Origin of the sequence: Bradyrhizobium lablabi, from assembly GCF_018129385.1 — a bacterium.
GTDB lineage: Bacteria > Pseudomonadota > Alphaproteobacteria > Rhizobiales > Xanthobacteraceae > Bradyrhizobium > Bradyrhizobium lablabi_C.
Window position 1 is genome coordinate 60147 of sequence record NZ_JAFCLN010000013.1, and the last position, 15132, is coordinate 75278.

General features: G+C 62.8%; 17 protein-coding genes and 1 pseudogene. 15 read left to right on the forward strand and 3 right to left on the reverse strand.

Going from position 1 to position 15132, the window contains the following annotated elements; translation table 11 throughout:
• Positions 1 to 21: 21 nt before the first annotated feature.
• On the reverse strand, positions 22 to 780 hold the full coding sequence (gene fliP / locus JQ628_RS22605) for a flagellar type III secretion system pore protein FliP (protein WP_212225462.1): 759 nt from the start codon (positions 778 to 780) through the stop codon (positions 22 to 24).
• Entirely contained in the window at positions 777 to 1748 is a 972-nt protein-coding gene (locus JQ628_RS22610; RefSeq protein ID WP_212225463.1) for a flagellar biosynthetic protein FliO, read from the reverse strand. Before JQ628_RS22610 ends, fliP begins: the two co-directional genes overlap by 4 nt.
• Positions 1749 to 2135: 387 nt before the next feature.
• Here JQ628_RS22610 and flgB point away from each other — a divergent pair, with 387 nt between their 5' ends.
• The 13 genes from flgB to JQ628_RS22670 all read left to right on the forward strand — a co-directional run bounded on the left by flgB (position 2136) and on the right by JQ628_RS22670 (position 11305).
• Positions 2136 to 2549: a flagellar basal body rod protein FlgB gene (flgB, locus tag JQ628_RS22615; protein ID WP_212225464.1), complete on the forward strand. Its 414-nt coding sequence runs from the start codon at positions 2136 to 2138 to the stop codon at positions 2547 to 2549.
• Between the two features lie 18 nt (positions 2550 to 2567).
• Positions 2568 to 2993, forward strand: coding sequence for a flagellar basal body rod protein FlgC (gene flgC, locus JQ628_RS22620; RefSeq protein ID WP_212225465.1), 426 nt, complete (start codon positions 2568 to 2570; stop codon positions 2991 to 2993).
• A gap of 17 nt (positions 2994 to 3010) precedes the next feature.
• On the forward strand, positions 3011 to 3319 hold the full coding sequence (gene fliE / locus JQ628_RS22625) for a flagellar hook-basal body complex protein FliE (protein WP_212225466.1): 309 nt from the start codon (positions 3011 to 3013) through the stop codon (positions 3317 to 3319).
• Positions 3320 to 3444: 125 nt separating this feature from the next.
• Entirely contained in the window at positions 3445 to 3708 is a 264-nt protein-coding gene (gene fliQ / locus JQ628_RS22630; protein WP_212225467.1) for a flagellar biosynthesis protein FliQ, read from the forward strand.
• 17 nt (positions 3709 to 3725) lie between these two features.
• Positions 3726 to 4496: a flagellar biosynthetic protein FliR gene (gene fliR, locus JQ628_RS22635; protein WP_212225468.1), complete on the forward strand. Its 771-nt coding sequence runs from the start codon at positions 3726 to 3728 to the stop codon at positions 4494 to 4496.
• A 9-nt stretch (positions 4497 to 4505) separates the two neighbouring features.
• Positions 4506 to 5576: a flagellar biosynthesis protein FlhB gene (gene flhB, locus JQ628_RS22640; protein WP_212225469.1), complete on the forward strand. Its 1071-nt coding sequence runs from the start codon at positions 4506 to 4508 to the stop codon at positions 5574 to 5576.
• A 124-nt stretch (positions 5577 to 5700) separates the two neighbouring features.
• Complete coding sequence (cckA, locus tag JQ628_RS22645) at positions 5701 to 8262, forward strand: cell cycle histidine kinase CckA (RefSeq protein ID WP_212225651.1); 2562 nt, start codon at positions 5701 to 5703, stop codon at positions 8260 to 8262.
• A 196-nt stretch (positions 8263 to 8458) separates the two neighbouring features.
• Complete coding sequence (locus JQ628_RS22650) at positions 8459 to 9493, forward strand: hypothetical protein (RefSeq protein WP_212225470.1); 1035 nt, start codon at positions 8459 to 8461, stop codon at positions 9491 to 9493.
• Between the two features lie 237 nt (positions 9494 to 9730).
• Positions 9731 to 9991 carry a toxin-activating lysine-acyltransferase gene (locus tag JQ628_RS34550; RefSeq protein ID WP_249128254.1) on the forward strand — a complete coding sequence of 87 codons (261 nt, stop codon included), beginning with the start codon at positions 9731 to 9733 and terminating at the stop codon, positions 9989 to 9991.
• A 61-nt stretch (positions 9992 to 10052) separates the two neighbouring features.
• A complete protein-coding gene (locus tag JQ628_RS22660; protein ID WP_212225472.1) occupies positions 10053 to 10559 on the forward strand; it encodes a hypothetical protein in 507 nt (168 codons plus the stop codon).
• A gap of 104 nt (positions 10560 to 10663) precedes the next feature.
• A complete protein-coding gene (locus JQ628_RS34745; RefSeq protein WP_283815820.1) occupies positions 10664 to 10795 on the forward strand; it encodes a hypothetical protein in 132 nt (43 codons plus the stop codon).
• Positions 10792 to 11094 carry a hypothetical protein gene (locus tag JQ628_RS22665; RefSeq protein ID WP_212225473.1) on the forward strand — a complete coding sequence of 101 codons (303 nt, stop codon included), beginning with the start codon at positions 10792 to 10794 and terminating at the stop codon, positions 11092 to 11094. The genes JQ628_RS34745 and JQ628_RS22665 overlap by 4 nt, the downstream gene beginning before the upstream one ends.
• Positions 11095 to 11113: 19 nt before the next feature.
• Positions 11114 to 11305 (forward strand): hypothetical protein, encoded by a 192-nt coding sequence (locus JQ628_RS22670; RefSeq protein WP_249128256.1) that lies wholly within the window; start codon positions 11114 to 11116, stop codon positions 11303 to 11305.
• 1477 nt (positions 11306 to 12782) lie between these two features.
• Here the strand turns inward: JQ628_RS22670 and JQ628_RS22675 are convergent.
• Positions 12783 to 13058: a hypothetical protein gene (locus JQ628_RS22675; RefSeq protein WP_212225475.1), complete on the reverse strand. Its 276-nt coding sequence runs from the start codon at positions 13056 to 13058 to the stop codon at positions 12783 to 12785.
• Positions 13059 to 13484: 426 nt separating this feature from the next.
• Between JQ628_RS22675 and JQ628_RS34975 the strand changes: the two are divergent.
• Together JQ628_RS34975 and JQ628_RS22680 are read left to right on the forward strand one after the other, a co-directional pair.
• A pseudogene (locus JQ628_RS34975) lies at positions 13485 to 13595 on the forward strand (ABC transporter substrate-binding protein); the annotation flags it as partial.
• Positions 13596 to 13962: 367 nt separating this feature from the next.
• Positions 13963 to 14406 carry a CBS domain-containing protein gene (locus JQ628_RS22680; protein ID WP_212225477.1) on the forward strand — a complete coding sequence of 148 codons (444 nt, stop codon included), beginning with the start codon at positions 13963 to 13965 and terminating at the stop codon, positions 14404 to 14406.
• Positions 14407 to 15132 lie beyond the last annotated feature (726 nt).

The following is a 15132-nucleotide window of genomic DNA, read 5'->3' on the forward strand; positions in this document are numbered from 1 at the left end:
ATACTTCGCTGGCGAGTAGCCCTACGTCCCGTAACTCTGTACCAAACTCCCCGCCACCAGCGACCAGCCGTCGACCAGCACGAAGAAGATCAGCTTGAACGGCAGCGACACCACCACGGGCGGCAGCATCATCATGCCCATCGACATCAGGACGGAGGCGACGACGAGGTCGATGATCAGGAAGGGGAGAAACAGCAGAAAGCCGATCTCGAAGGCGCGCTTTAATTCCGAGATCATGAAAGCGGGCACCAGGATGCGCAGCGACATCTGTTCCGGCGTGGCGGGCGGGGCCTCGCCCGACATGTCCATGAACAGTTTCAGATCCTTCTCGCGCACATTCTTCTGCATGAAGCCGCGCAGCGGGATGGAGGCGCGCTGGAGCGCGTCCTCGACGCCGAGCTCGTTGGCGATCAGCGGCTTGATGCCGTCGTCATAGGACTTCTGCAAGACGGGTCCCATCACAAAGGCGGTGAGGAACAGCGCCAGCGCTATTATCACCGAGTTCGGCGGCGCGGTCGCAGTGCCCAGCGCCGTACGCAGCAGCGACAGCACCACCACGATGCGCGTGAACGAGGTCATCATGACCAGGATCGACGGCGCGATCGACAGCACCGTGAGCAGGGCGATGAGCTGGATCGCGCGCTCGGTCACTCCGCCGCCGCCCTGGCCGCCGAGATTGATGCTGATGTCCTGCGCGAACGCGGGCACCGCCACCAGGGTGGCGGTGATTGTCAGGCTAGCTAAGAAAAAAACTCTACGCGGAAAAGCAACCGGCCTCACGAAGACGGATTCTTCGGACGGCCCAGGAGGGACGCCATTTCGTCTTCGAGATTTTCAAAGCCGCTCTTCTGCGGGGCAGGCGCGGCGGCGGGCGGTTCGCTCCGCGCCGGGCGCACCGGCACCGGCGGCTCCGGCGCCACGGGCGGGGCGACATCGGCGCCGGCCGGGCGGCGCAGCGCTGCTTCCAGCCGCTGCGCCATCTCGGCAAGATTGGCGTCGGCGCTCGACTGCGCGGGAGGCGGGGGCGGGGCCGGAGGAGGCGGCGGTGGCGGAGCCGCGGCGCGCTCGCGGATGGGCGGCGCCTTCGGCGGTTCGTTGACACGCGGCGCGCGCGGGATCATCGGCTCGGAGCGTGGCATGTCGGAACGTGGCAAGCGCGGCGGCGCGGTGGGGATCGGTTCAGGGCGCGGCTCCATCCGCGGCTCGGGGCGGCCGCCCATCGGTTCCGGCGCAAAGCCGGCCAAAGGATCGTTGCGGTCGGCGCGGCCGCCGGGCGGCGGACCGGCGGGGCGGCGCATTTCTTCCGCGAACGACGGACGGCTCGGGCGCGGCGGCGGTTCCGGCATGACCGGCTCGGGCGGAAGTTCGAAGGCGTCCGATCGCAGCGGCTCGCCTTCCCAGGCGGTATCCGGCAGCGGCGCAATCCGCGGCGGCGGCTCGGCGGCGCCGGGCGAACGTTGCGGAACCTGGTCGCGCGCCGGCATGGCGCGGACGATGTTGGGCTCGACCACGAGGTCGGTGGGACCGCCGATCATCAGCAGATGCTCGACATTGTCGCGCCGGACCAGCACGAGGCGGCGGCGGGCATCGACCGCGGTGGCGTCGATCACGGCGAGGCGCGGCATCCGTCCGCGGGTGGTGTTGGCGCCGATGCGGCTGTTGGCGAAGCGCCGGACCAGCCAGGCGGCAAGGCCGATCAGCGCCAGGACGACGATGAACGCGAAGAAGAACATGAAAGGTGACTGCATCTGACGTCCCCGGCCTTGAAGGCCTTAATCCCAGTCCCGGTCCCGACGCCTGCGGACGGCGAAGCGAAAAGCGATCCAGCGAATTCCGCCCGAGATCGGCCCTATTCCTTAATTCCCCACGGCAAACCTGCCGCCCGGCTCCAGTAATAGACCAAGAATCGCTTGAACCAAAACGACTTCTAAAGTCCCCTGAAGCCGTTTGCCCATTGCTGGTTAACGCAGCATCTGTGGCGAAAATGCGCTCGCATTGCCGATATCGGGCGATTCGTCGTAGCCAAAACGCGCTTCGCGCACGCGGGCGCGTTCGATTTTAACCAGCTGTTAACCATACAGGCGGCAAATATTGCCTACCTCGGGCGTCCCGCTTTGAGGCAGGAGCCGTGAAAGATGGCGATCAACGACCTTTCGATCCTGTCGGCGCTGCGTACCAAGATGCAGTGGCACCAGGAGCGTCAGCGGGTGCTCGCCGAAAACATCTCCAATTCCGATACGCCCAACTTCAAGCCGCGCGACCTGATCGAGCCGAAATTCGATTCGAAGGGCACGCAGGTCGGCGGCGCGATCGGGCAACTCGCGATGATGCGCACCAGCGCCAGCCACATCGCGCCTTCCGGCGGCGCCGGTCAGACGTTCGATCATGATCGCGGCAGGGGCGCCTTTCAGACTCGCCCGGCCGGCAACGCGGTGAATCTCGAGGAGCAGATGCTGAAAGTCTCCGCCAACCAGATGGACTACGCGGCGGCGACCTCGCTCTACAGCCGCAGCCTCGGGCTGCTCAAGACCGCCATCGGCAAGCGCTGAGGTTAAGGAGACTGCACCATGGCCAATGACGTCGGTGATTTCCAGAGGTCGATGAGCATCGCAACGTCAGGCCTGCGCGCGCAGGCCGGGCGGATGCGGGTGATCTCGGAAAACATTGCTAATGCCGACTCGACGGCGACCACCGCCGGCGGCGATCCCTATCGCCGAAAAATTCCGACCTTCTCCTCCGCGCTCGATCGCTCGCTCGATGCAAGGACGGTGACGCTGGGGCGGGTCCGCACCGATACGTCGGACTTCCGCGTCAAGCACGAGCCGAGCAATCCGGTAGCGGACGCGGCCGGCAACGTGAAGTACCCGAACGTCAATCCGCTGGTCGAAATGACCGACATGCGCGAGGCGCAGCGGTCCTACGAGGCCAATCTCAACATCATCAGCGCGACGCGCCGGATGATCCAGCGCACGCTCGATATCCTCAGGTCCTGAACAGGAAGGTCTTTTCGATGGCTTCACCCACGATTGCCGCCAACGCCTATGCCAACCTTGCCCGCATGGTGGAGTCCGCCGGAAAGGGCGGCGCCACCGAATCCGGCGGCCCGTCCTTCAGCGCGCTCTTGAAGGACGCGATCGGCAGCGTCGCCGATGCCGGCCGCAAGTCCGACGCCCAGGCCATGTCGATGGCCTCGGGCAAGGCCAACGTGATGGACGTGGTCACCGCGGTGGCGGAGACCGATGTCGCCGTCTCGACGCTGGTCTCGGTGCGCGACCGGGTGATCCAGTCCTACGAAGACATCATGCGGATGCCGATTTGATTTTTCGTCATTCCGGGGCGCGCGAAGCGCGAGCCCGGAATCCATAACCACGATCGGGAGTATGGATTCCGGGCCTGCGCCAAGAGGCGCATCCCGGAATGACGACAGTGAGAAGGAAGCGTGAAATGACCGGTGCTGAAACCCTCGACGTCGCCCGCGACGCGATCTGGACCATTGTCGTGGTGTCGGCGCCGCTGATGGTGGTCGGCCTCGTGGTCGGCGTCGTGGTGTCGCTGTTCCAGGCGCTGACGCAGATCCAGGAGCAGACGCTGATCTACGTGCCGAAAATCCTGGCGATCTTCGTGACATTATTATTGGCGCTGCCGTTCATGGCTGACTCCATGCACGCCCACATGATGCGGATATCGTCGCGAATCATCGGCGGATGATGCACTGTCCATGAGTCATGCGCGTCGATATCTCATTCCTGCCGGCGCTCGCCGCGACCTTCATGCTGGTATTCGCCCGCATCGGCGCGATGGTGATGCTGCTGCCGGGGTTCGGCGAGACCAATATCCCGGTCCGGGTAAAACTCTCGATCGCGCTGCTGCTCACCATGATCATCCTGCCGCTGCACCGGCAGGCCTATCAGGTCGACATGAGCTCGCTGGCGCCGCTGCTCGTCCTGATGCTGCACGAGATCGTCATCGGCGTCGTGCTGGGGGCGACCGCCCGGGTGACGCTGTCGGCGCTCCAGGTGGCAGGCTCGGTGATCGCCCAGCAGCTTGGCCTCGGCTTTGTCACCGCGATCGACCCGACCCAGGGCCAGCAGGGGCTGCTGATCGGCAACTTTCTCACCATTTTGGGCATGACCCTGCTGTTCGCGACCGACAGCCATCATCTGGTCATCGCGGCGCTGAACGAGAGCTACCGCATCTTCTCGCCGGGGCAGACATTTCCGACCGGCGACGTCGCCGCGCTCGCTACAAAGGCGTTCGCGACGGCGTTCAAGATCGGCCTGCAACTGTCTGCGCCGTTTCTGGTTTTTGGCCTCGTCTTCAACCTTGGCCTCGGCGTGCTGGCGCGGCTGATGCCGCAGATGCAGGTTTATTTCGTCGGCGTACCGCTTTCCATCCTCATCGGTTTTCTGATCCTCGCGCTCGTCATCACGGCGATCATGGGCACCTTCCTCGATTACTTCGTGAGCGTCATGCACCAGCTGACGCCGCTACGGTGAGGTGAGCCTGTGGCCGACGACAGCGAGAATGAGAAGACAGAAGACCCGACGCAAAAACGTCTCGACGATGCGCTGGAGAAGGGTGACGTCGCCAAGAGCCAGGAGGTCAACACCTGGTTCGTGATCGCCGGCGGCACCTTGCTGCTGTCGACCTTTTCCGGCTCGGTCGGAAACGGGATCACGATGCCCTTGCGCAACCTGATCGCCAATTCCTGGATGATCCGCACCGACGGCCCCGGCCTGTTGGCCCTCGCGCAAAGCCTCGAATATGCCGTGCTGGCCGCGATCGGCGTGCCGCTGTTGATGCTGATGCTGGCGGCGATCGCCGGCAACATGATCCAGCACCGCCTCGTCTGGTCGACGGAATCGTTAAAGCCCACCCTCAACAAGATATCGCCGGGCGCTGGTTTCAAACGCATTTTCGGCAAGCAGGCGATCGCGAATTTCTTCAAGGGCCTGTTCAAGCTGGCCGCGCTCGGCGCCGTCATGATGGTCGTGCTGTGGCCGGAACGGCAGCGGCTGGAAGCTTTCGTGCATTTCGACCCTGCCGCGATCATGACCGCCACCACGTCGCTCACCATCCACCTGATGGGCGCGGTGGTCGCCATGCTGGCTGCGGTGGCGATCGGCGACTACTTCTTCCAGTACCGGACCTGGTTCGAGCGGCAAAAGATGTCGCTCCAGGAGATGAAGGAAGAGTTCAAGCAGTCGGAAGGCGACCCGCACATCAAGGGCCGCATCCGCCAGATCCGGATGGAGCGGGCCAAGAAGCGCATGATGGCGTCGGTTCCAAAGGCGTCCGTCATCATCACCAACCCGACCCACTATTCGGTGGCGCTGTCCTATGAGCGCGGCATGTCGGCGCCGGTCTGCGTCGCCAAGGGCGTCGACCTCGTCGCGCTCAAGATCCGGGAGATCGCCAAGGAGCACGACATCCCGATCGTCGAGAACGTGCCGCTGGCGCGCTCGCTCTATGCCACCGTCGACATCGACGACGAGATACCCGTCGAGCACTACCACGCGGTCGCCGAGATCATCGGCTACGTGATGGGTCTCAAGCGGGGAATGCATACGGCTTAACTTCTTGAAAACCACCCGGGAAATTCCCGGAATTGGGCAAATAACCGCTTGGCGGACTTGCGCTTGCCGGTCCGATTCAGGCACTCAGGGGGCGTCTTCACGCCGACAGGCCATGTCTCTTTATATGACCGCCGAGACCGAGCACGATCCGTTACCCGACCCGGTCGTCGTCCACGAGCCGGCGCGGCGAAGCGGCAGCATCATCCTGGTGCTGCTGGTGGCGGCCGGCCTCGTCGCGGTCGCCGTCGCCCTGATGACGCTCGGCCGGAACCATGCGCAGCCCTATATCCTCGGCGTGCTGGCTGTGCTCGCGATGGTCGGGCTGTTCTGCCTGTTCGCCTTTGCCGCCGGCATCATCCGTTTTGCGGACCGCACCGCCGATGATCCTGTCATCGGCCGGATCGCCGACCATTCCTATGATGGCCTTGCTGTCACCGACCCGCGCGGGCATGTGGTTTATTCCAACGCCGCTTACCTGACGCTGACCGGCGCGGCCACGCCGCAGGACGTGCGTCCCGTCGAGCGTGTCTTCATCGGCAATCCCGATGTTTCGGAGGCGGTGTTCCGCCTGCTCAAAGCCGCGCGTGAGGGAAAACGCCAGCAGGAAGAGGTGCGGATCGCTGGCGTTGACGGCGCGCAGGGCCGCTGGCTGCGCATGCGGGTGCGGCCGCTCGGCACCGGAAAACGCTCCCGCTACGCGGTGTGGTCGATCGCCGACATCACGCGCGACCGCGAGCGTCAGGAGGACGTGTTCCAGGAGCTGCAGCACGCCATCGAATATCTCGACCATGCGCCCTGCGGCTTCTTCTCGGTCAGTCCTTCCGGCGATGTCGTCTACGTCAACGCGACGCTCGCCAACTGGCTCGACCATGATCTGGCCGAGATCGGCTCCGGCGGCCTGAAGCTGACCGACATCGTCTCCGGCGACGGCGCCGCGCGGCTCACCTCGATCGTGGCGGTGCCCGGCGAGGTCAAGACCGAGGTTTTCGACATTGACCTGCGCATGCGCAGCGGCAAGACCATGCCGGTGCGGCTCTATCACAAGCTGGCCTTCGGCGCCGACGGTGCGCCCGGCGCCTCGCGCACCCTCGTGATCAGCCGCGCCCGCGACGAGCATTCCGATCCGCAGCGCGCCGCCGAGGTGCGCTTCATGCGCTTCTTCGACCATACGCCGATGGCGATCGCCACCGTCGACCGCGGCGGCACGGTGGTGCGATCAAATGCGCGCTTTGCCAAACTGGCGCAGGGCCTCGGCGGCGACGGCGGCGCCGCCAAATCGATCTTCCGCGCCGTCAACGCGCGCGACCGGGGCCTGTTGATCTCGGCGATCAACCAGGCCGCCGAAGGGCAGGGCGACATCCCGCCGGTCGAGGCGATGCTGGATGCGCCGCGGGAACGCTGGGGGCAATTCTTCGTCACCGCGGTGGAGGAGGGCGAGCGCGATACCGAAGCTGCCATCGTCTACACGCTGGAGACCACCGAGCGGCGGGCGCTGGAGAACCAGATCAACCAGTCGCAGAAGATGGACATGGTCGGCCAGCTCGCCGGCGGCATCGCCCACGACTTCAACAACGTGCTCTCGGCCATCATGATGGCCAATGACTTCCTGCTGAACGCGCACAAGCCGACCGACCCGTCGTTCCAGGACATCATGCAGATCAAGCAGAACGCCACGCGCGCCGCCACGCTGGTGCGGCAACTGCTCGCCTTCTCGCGCCGCCAGACGCTGCGGCCGCAGGTGCTCGACCTCGGCGATGCGCTAAGCGACCTCACCATGCTGCTGCGCCGGCTGATCGGCGAGAAGGTGAAGCTCGACCTCGTGCACGGCCGCGACCTCTGGCCGGTCAAGGTCGACGTCTCGCAATTCGAGCAGGTGATCGTCAACCTCGCCGTCAACGCGCGCGATGCGATGCCGGACGGCGGCACGCTGGCGGTGAAGACTGCGAACGTGACCGCGGACGAGGCGGCACTCGCATCCTACAAGGGTCTGCCGGCCGCCGATTACGTTCGCATCGATGTCGCCGACACCGGTACCGGCATTCCCGCCGAGATCGTCGACAAGATCTTTGAGCCGTTCTTCTCGACCAAGGAAGTCGGCAAGGGCACCGGCCTCGGCCTGTCCACGGTCTACGGCATCGTCAAGCAGACCGGCGGCTTCGTCTATGTGGACTCCGAGCCTGGCAAGGGCACGACCTTCCGCATCTTCCTGCCGCGCCATCGCCCCGAGCTGGAGGCGCAGCCGGAGCCACAGGCGACCAATGGCACGGCGGCAAAGGACACGGCCGTCGAGGCAAAGCCGCAGGCCGACCTGACCGGGCAGGGTACCATCCTGCTGGTCGAGGACGAGGACGGTCTGCGTTCGCTGAACGCGCGCGGCTTGCGTTCACGCGGCTACAGCGTGATCGAGGCCGCGAACGGCATGGAGGCGCTGGAGGTAATGGAAGAGAAGAACGGCGCGGTCGATCTCGTCGTCTCCGACGTCGTGATGCCGGAGATGGACGGCCCGACCATGCTGAAGGAAATGCGCGGCCGCAATCCGAACCTCAAGATCATCTTCGTCTCCGGCTATGCGGAGGACGCCTTCGAGAAGAGTCTGCCGGAAAACCAGCAATTTGCCTTCCTGCCAAAACCTTTTGCCCTTGCCGCGCTGGTCGCGAAGGTGAAGGAAACGATGACGGCGACGTAGGGCGGATTAGCGAAGCGTAATCCGCCATCTTTGCCGCACGACAAGTCGGTGGGTTACGGCTTCGCCTAACCCACCCTACGAACTGTCACCGGACAAACGAGATTACGACCATAAATTCGCCGCGCCGGCGAATTGTAGCTTGCCATGGAATGGGGCGGTGCTAGGTCTGCCCGCCGGTATCCCGAAAGCAAGCTGCATGACAGACCCTGCCATGGCCCCCGAGACGCCGAACGTGACGGATACGGTGCGTTTCCTGCGCCGCTTCGCCGACCTGATGTCGAACGGCCAGAACTCGGCCTGGCTGCTCAATGCCGCCGCCATGCTCGAAACCCTGTCGGGCCGCATCTCGGCCTCAAACGGCGAGGAGCAGCTCTGGCGCCAGAAATGCGAAAACCTCGCCCGCGACAACGACCGGCTGGAGGCCGAGTGCGATGCGCTCCAGGGCGATATCGACGGCCATCTCGAGCTTGCGCGGACGCTGCTCGAGGAGCGCGAGACTCTCTCGACGGCGGTGCAGGCGCGCGAGGCCGAACTGGCCGAGCTCAACGAAGCGCTTGCCAGCGAGCGCGAGCAGCTTGCCGCCGCCTCGCAGGCGCATGAACAGTCGGTCGCCGAGGTTCGCAGCGCCTTCGAGGACGAACGCGCCGCGCTCAAGGCTGTCATGGCCGTGCGCGACGAAGAGTTCGGCCGGCTCCACGAGGCGTCGCAAACCGAACGCGAGCAATCGGAGCAACAATTGCAGGCGCGCGAGGTGGAGCTGGCCGAGCTTCGGCTCGCCTTCGAAAGCGAGCGTGAGGAATTGCAGTCGCGCATCGCTTCAGGCGAAGCCCTGATCTCGGTCCTGCGCAGCGATGCCGAGCGCGACAGCGAATGGATGAAGGCGAGGATTGCCACGCTGGAAGCCCAAAGGGTCGAGCTTCGCTCCGCACTCGATCGCCTCGGCGATCTGCAAACGTCGGCAGCCGCCCCCGATCGCGCCGCGCCATCGCATTCCATCGCCGCCGGTCATCCCGTGCCGGATGAGGACAGCGCCGTCGTGCCGACCGCCACGCTGCGCCACGCCCGCGCCCAGTTCGAATATCTCGCCAGGGAAAGCCTCCGCCGCGGCGACGTCGCCACCCAGGTGATGTGCGAGCTGAGCGCTCACACGCTGGAGCGCGTGCTGCTACAGGCCAGCCGCCCGGATCATCCATCCGCCGGCGAGATCGCGCTGAGCATTCTGGAGCCGTAGCGGCAGGCGGGACCACACTGGAGCGGCATCGGGAAATCACCTCTCCCCGGCGGGGACAGGCCGCTCTAACGAGCGACCGAAGCTGCTCACCCTAGAGATGCTATTGCCCACGTCATCAACTTTTCACTTGCGCGGCCATCACGCGTTTGTCTAGGCTCGCCTCCACAAGGGGCGATTGCAGGCGGCGCAGCATCACGGCGGAATTTTCGCCGGTGCCGCAAATTCAGCCCGACATGAATGGCATTCAGGCCTGTAGGGCGGATTAGCCGAAGGCGTAATCCGCCACCTTTGCTCGCCCGAGCATTCGGCGGGTTACGGCTTCGCCTAACCCGCCCTACAATCGTGCTGGTGGATGACATCGTGGCGAAGCGCATCGATGCGGGCGATATCAGGCTGACCGCGGTGGAATGGAAGAGCGGGGCGAATATGCGAATCGTGGATGTGGTGGCACCGTTTGGCGGCGAGGCGGAGATGCGGGGGCAGATCGTTGAACTGTAATAGTCGGCCGCATCTCAGTCGCGCCGAAGATCGGATCACCAAGCCAGCGTTGCGAAATTTTTTGACTTCTACCGCAATCCTTGCTCGTTTTGCCTCTTCGGTGAGAACCACTATTGGCAAGGCGTTATGGGTCAGCGCGATTCTAAGCGTCGCAACCGTGAGCGCTTCGCTGGCCATGGGCATGATCGAAGTCGAATCAAACATTGGTTCAACTGTAATCGACGACGTCATTCTGAGGGAGGGATACAATCCAAAAACTCTCCCTCCCGGCGAATCTTCACCCCTATCCGTTGGGATACGTGCTCACTTGGTTGAGCGTACAAGGCAGGGAGGTGCTGCTGCCGTTGAAGCGGCCTTGTTGGAAGCGGGCGCCTCTTGCCGCGCTTCAACCAGTGAAACTCGCCACTGCGAGATCGCACGCTATCGAGTGTTGCGTAGCGCAGACCTGATCGGAGCGCGCTACGAAAGAGCGGACTGGATCGTATCGATCTCATATGTTCGACGCGGCAACGACATCCGTAACATTCATGTCACGTATACGATAACCGGCAAACTCATTAACCGATAGCCCGTAGCGCGCGGATTAGCCGAAGGCGTAATCCGCCATCTTTGTTTCGACGGTTCGGCGGGTTACGCTTCGCTAACCCGCCCTACGGGTTGGTGGATGAGATCGTGGCCAAGCGCATCGATGCGGGTGACGTCAGACTGACGGCGGTGGAATGGAAGAGCGGGACGAATATGCGAATTGTCGCGCCTTTTAGGGGCGACGCGGAGATGCGGGGGCAGATTGGTCCGCTCAAATGACAGATGAAAAGGAAATCAAGCAACGGCGTCTCGCCGAGAGGAAAGCTTATCGTCTTACGCTTACCGCAGACGCTAGCAAGCTAATGGACGTGTTGAAACGTCGATCTCCAGAGATTTGGCAGCGTTATCGAAAGACGGTCGAAGAGGAAGGAATTATCGAAGATGAACCCTTCAGCACGATACTCCGAACGGCTTTCTCGTTGTTTCCGGAGCGCAAAACGCATGAAATTACTGATTTGCTTCGACGCATGCTCGACATGGTCAGGGCAGAGCTTGGCATGAAAGACCGGGGAACCTGATGAGCGGGCACCTTATGCAGTGTTGATCGCAGCCTGCACCGCAGCACTCGATCCCGACAGGATCGCGCCTGATCCGCGGCTGGCAGAGCTGGCTGACCATCTGACCTTCATCGAACAAACCGAGAAGATATCAGCCGCTGCAAGACGCGCCTCGAACACATCGATGAAGCCAGGCTACGGCGCCTGGTGCTTGGTGATATTGCCCGACTGAAGGCACGGTGTCGCGTTCACAGGTGTCCGCTTCCCGAGGAAACGCGGTCGCCGCATATCAGAGCAATTGAGCGTCGTGCGCTCGGAGTGAACGACGGAGGTTCACCCGCGGCCTACAAGCAGGACGGGAGTTCGGTAGAGTTCGTTGCTGTCACCATCGGTAACGCGCACAGCACATCCTTTGGAGCACAATTCTGGACGAACGATACGAAGCTCGCTCGCGAGGCTGTCAGCTTTGTCGATAGCGCTATCTGTGTTTTCTAGGATCATGCCGCCCTGGCTTTTGAACTGCGCGCCAACGACGAGATCAAAATTGAAGTATGGCACCTGAGTTCCCCGCAAGTTCCAACTACTTGGAATCTAGCAGAGTCGGTGAGGATTCCTCTATTACAACTTTGGTGGGCAGTTGAATTGCAGGCGCGTGTGGCGTTTCGGTACCGCACGTGACCACTGCGTGACGCGGGGCTTACGCTGTTCTCACAAAAAAGGACTCCATTGGCCGCTGCGCTTTCGGGAAGGCGCGAACGCGAACAGCCTACCGGCCCGCGCGGTTCGTCCGTGTTGCTCGACGAGCGGTTCGACGAAATGGACGGGGCCGGTGCGGAGTTTCGCCCGCTGGCGGTGGCCCGAGCGAGATGAGTGGACGGCGATTACTTTTTGAAAAGAACCATCATAGCGACGCACGGCCTCGTTCACTCGCTCTCGATCATGCCGCTCCACGTCGGGCAGGGTTATCACCGCATGTGGATTTCAGCCGGGATCGTCTCGTGGCTTGTTACCGGCTTGCGCGCCCCAGCCCCAGCGACCCGACGCATCCATCAGAGCTGATCCTTCATGGCGTGAAACATCTCCTTTACGTCGGTCAGGCGAAGCTTCTCGTTCCCGCGGCGATCTCGTCCCCCGCGAGCTAGTCTTTTGCTTTGAAGAATGCCCGCATGTCGCGGAGGAAGGCTTGGGCCAACTCGGGCGGCAATTCGAAATGTTTACGTAACATGGTAGGAAGATAGGCTGGCGAACCATGAAAAAGGGCCGCATTGCTGCGGCCCCGCCGGCAAATTCGGAATGAAATACGGCCCCGGCCTGGGGAGCCTACAGCTTACCGCTCGAAAAGAACACGGTGTTCCGCTGACAGAACACTCCGTAGAACTACTGTGTTCCGTAGTGGAACTTGGCGCCGATGTACACGTTTAGCCATTCAGCGGACTGGCGAGCCCCGTTCGCTCAAGCGCAGTGTGGCTCAAGACCGCGCGCCGGGGACGACCCCCAGTCTGTGACCTGGCCCCGGCCAGACTGGGGGCCCCATGGACCTGGCTGCACCCGACCATCCTCTTAGCCAAAGATTCGAACGAACGAGCGGGATTTGCGCAAGTTCGCTTGAGCTGCGCCGCGCGCCTGTCTCGAGCATGGCTTCATGGGCAACAAAATCGATTGGCCACCCGAGCCGGAAGAGCAAAGCCCCTGGCGCAAATCGTTGCCCTTCATCGTGCCTCCGGGAGCCGCGTCTTTTCTTGTTCGTCGGGTTTACGCACCGTAACGTCAATGCGCCCGCCCATCATTTTTGCTTTTTCGAACACCAGGCGATCTTCCTGAAGACGGTATGTACACCCGTACATTTGCCTGAGCGTGGCACCGAGAAATCCGCCGCCAGTAGTGTCGACGGGCGCCATGATGGCAACAGTGTTATCTGCAGAGTGGTCAGGGAGCATTGTGAAGGGCTTGTAGTCAGCATGCCTGATTGCTGCATAGGTCGACATTTCGAACGGTCCGACAATTTTTGTGTTTGAACCTAGGAGCTTTGAGACCTCAGCTCTGCATTGTTCGGCAACAGCGGGCGTTAGCAGGCCAAGCCCCGCCGCCGCGCGGGCCGGGTCGCCGCCGGACTATCCGATGCCGCCCGCCAATTTCATCGCACCAGTGGCCGCGCTAGGGCGTTGCATGTCCGCTATCGGGGGCAAGACGGACATAGGGTTGGGATGCCGCGACGTCGCCTAATGACCCAAGCCGATATCGGCCACCGTCAGAAACGAGCTGTATGAGGTCACCATCAGCCTCTCAAAGCGTGTTAACCTGAGTTGGAGCCAAAGCGTCTCCCTGAGGCTCGCGGGTGGACACATTGAGGCGCCGCGATTTTTTTACGTTGTTCGGCGGCGCGGTGGCTTGGCCAGCGATGGCGGGAGCACAAGGGCGAGAAGCCAGCCGACCTGCCCGTACAGGCACCGACCAGGTACGAGCTGGTGATCAACCTCAAGACCGCCAGGGCGCTTGCCAGCGCTGACGAGTTGATTGAGTAGCCTTTCTCCTTGCTGTACCTGCTCATGGCAGAAAGCGGCCCCTACCGGACATGCCGGAGAGTCCAGACGATGTCCGCTCTTGCGGGCTAAAGCGGACGTGCCGTTTGAGCGGCGAGACTTTCGCTTATGACCCAAAGCCGACAGACGGGCCACATCCATCGAAACGGAAGGGCCGCGGCTTCGAGCCGGAAGTGGTGAAGTTGCTGCGCAGGGCTACGCCATCGAGGCGGTGAAGATCCCCGCTGTCGGGATCGGTGGCAGGCTTCGCCGGCGACGTCGGCGCGGTGCTGACAAGGCAAGATATTTTGACTAACCTTCAATGCGGACGATCAAGGCGGGGCAGGACAGGGCTGACGAGAAGAGATCGATGAGCACAGTCAAAAGCGCTCTGGCCCAGAAGAGTGGCGCCCTGATCCATGTTCGTTCCGGCGACATGGTCGTCGAAGCCTTGCACCAGATGCGCGACAACCGGGTCCGCTCGGTGCTGGTCATCGACGACGACGTGCTGGTCGGTATCGTGACCCAGGGTGACTGCGCTATCAAAGTGCTACTGCCTGGGCTCGATGCGAAGCAGACGCCGGTGGGCCAAGTGATGACGGGCAACCCGGTGACGGTCAAGCCGGACGATCGGCTGGACGGCTGCATGGCAATGATGGCTAAGCGCAGTTTTCGCCATCTGCCAGTGCTGGACGCGGGCAAGGTCGTGGGCGTGATCTCGATCGGAGACGTCGTCAAGGAGATCATCCGGGATTTGGAGCACAACGTGGACGACCTGATGGGCTACATCATGAAGGACAGCCCCGGGGGCTGACAGACGAACCGCGGTGCCGTCGCACCCCGTCCGCGATCCTGCGGCGGGCCTGGTTCTTCTACGATTGAGAACCGCTCGCCGAGGTGGTCTGGCTGCCGCCACGCGAAAGGTAGTTGATGCGAAGATAAACCGCCTTTTGTTCCGCTGGTCGATACATAGTGGCGGATTACCCTAACGCTAATCCGCCCTTGCAATAGCGCAATCAGCTATCGTCGGTCATTCCGAAAGGAATGGCCTGCCGCGGTTGGCGGCCGCGACCTGGCCAACGGGCAAATCGACTTCCGATTTTCAGAATCGATGTCAAGCCCCGAAATAAAAATATTCCTCTTGTCAATTTCGGCAAATCAGAATTATAACAGAGCCACCTCATTCCCGAGGAGGGGCGTTGGCCATCGCCACCAAACGTTGGGATGGGATGCGGTGGACGCGTTTGTTCGGCTGACGATCGAGCAAGGGCGTACGGCGAAGTCGTGTGGTCCTGGCGCCGCGACGCTGGCGTCAAGTCGGTGGCATCTGCTGCCGGCGATGGTGACAACAAGCCCGCTCACCAGGGAGAGCGCGATATAAGCCGTAAAACCATTGCGCAGGGGATGTCGGAGTGTTCTCCGCTCACCTGTATGCTCGTGTGCAGTTTTTTGATGCGCAAGCAGCGCACACGAGACCTCGGGTGCAGCGCGCACCCGGCATTCCCTGCGCCCTCTACCCTTAGAGGCGCGATGAATTTTG

Excerpts from the sequence above, each read along its gene's own strand:
- cckA (WP_212225651.1), top strand. The coding sequence starts at position 5,701 with ATGACCGCCGAGACCGAGCACGATCCGTTACCCGACCCGGTCGTCGTC.
- JQ628_RS22680 (WP_212225477.1), top strand. The coding sequence starts at position 13,963 with ATGAGCACAGTCAAAAGCGCTCTGGCCCAGAAGAGTGGCGCCCTGATC.
- JQ628_RS22650 (WP_212225470.1), top strand. The coding sequence starts at position 8,459 with ATGACAGACCCTGCCATGGCCCCCGAGACGCCGAACGTGACGGATACG.
- flgB (WP_212225464.1), top strand. The coding sequence starts at position 2,136 with ATGGCGATCAACGACCTTTCGATCCTGTCGGCGCTGCGTACCAAGATG.
- flgC (WP_212225465.1), top strand. The coding sequence starts at position 2,568 with ATGGCCAATGACGTCGGTGATTTCCAGAGGTCGATGAGCATCGCAACG.
- JQ628_RS34550 (WP_249128254.1), top strand. The coding sequence starts at position 9,731 with ATGGCATTCAGGCCTGTAGGGCGGATTAGCCGAAGGCGTAATCCGCCA.
- JQ628_RS22665 (WP_212225473.1), top strand. The coding sequence starts at position 10,792 with ATGACAGATGAAAAGGAAATCAAGCAACGGCGTCTCGCCGAGAGGAAA.
- fliQ (WP_212225467.1), top strand. The coding sequence starts at position 3,445 with ATGACCGGTGCTGAAACCCTCGACGTCGCCCGCGACGCGATCTGGACC.
- fliR (WP_212225468.1), top strand. The coding sequence starts at position 3,726 with ATGCGCGTCGATATCTCATTCCTGCCGGCGCTCGCCGCGACCTTCATG.
- JQ628_RS22610 (WP_212225463.1), bottom strand. The coding sequence starts at position 1,748 with ATGCAGTCACCTTTCATGTTCTTCTTCGCGTTCATCGTCGTCCTGGCG.
- fliE (WP_212225466.1), top strand. The coding sequence starts at position 3,011 with ATGGCTTCACCCACGATTGCCGCCAACGCCTATGCCAACCTTGCCCGC.
- JQ628_RS22675 (WP_212225475.1), bottom strand. The coding sequence starts at position 13,058 with ATGTCGACCTATGCAGCAATCAGGCATGCTGACTACAAGCCCTTCACA.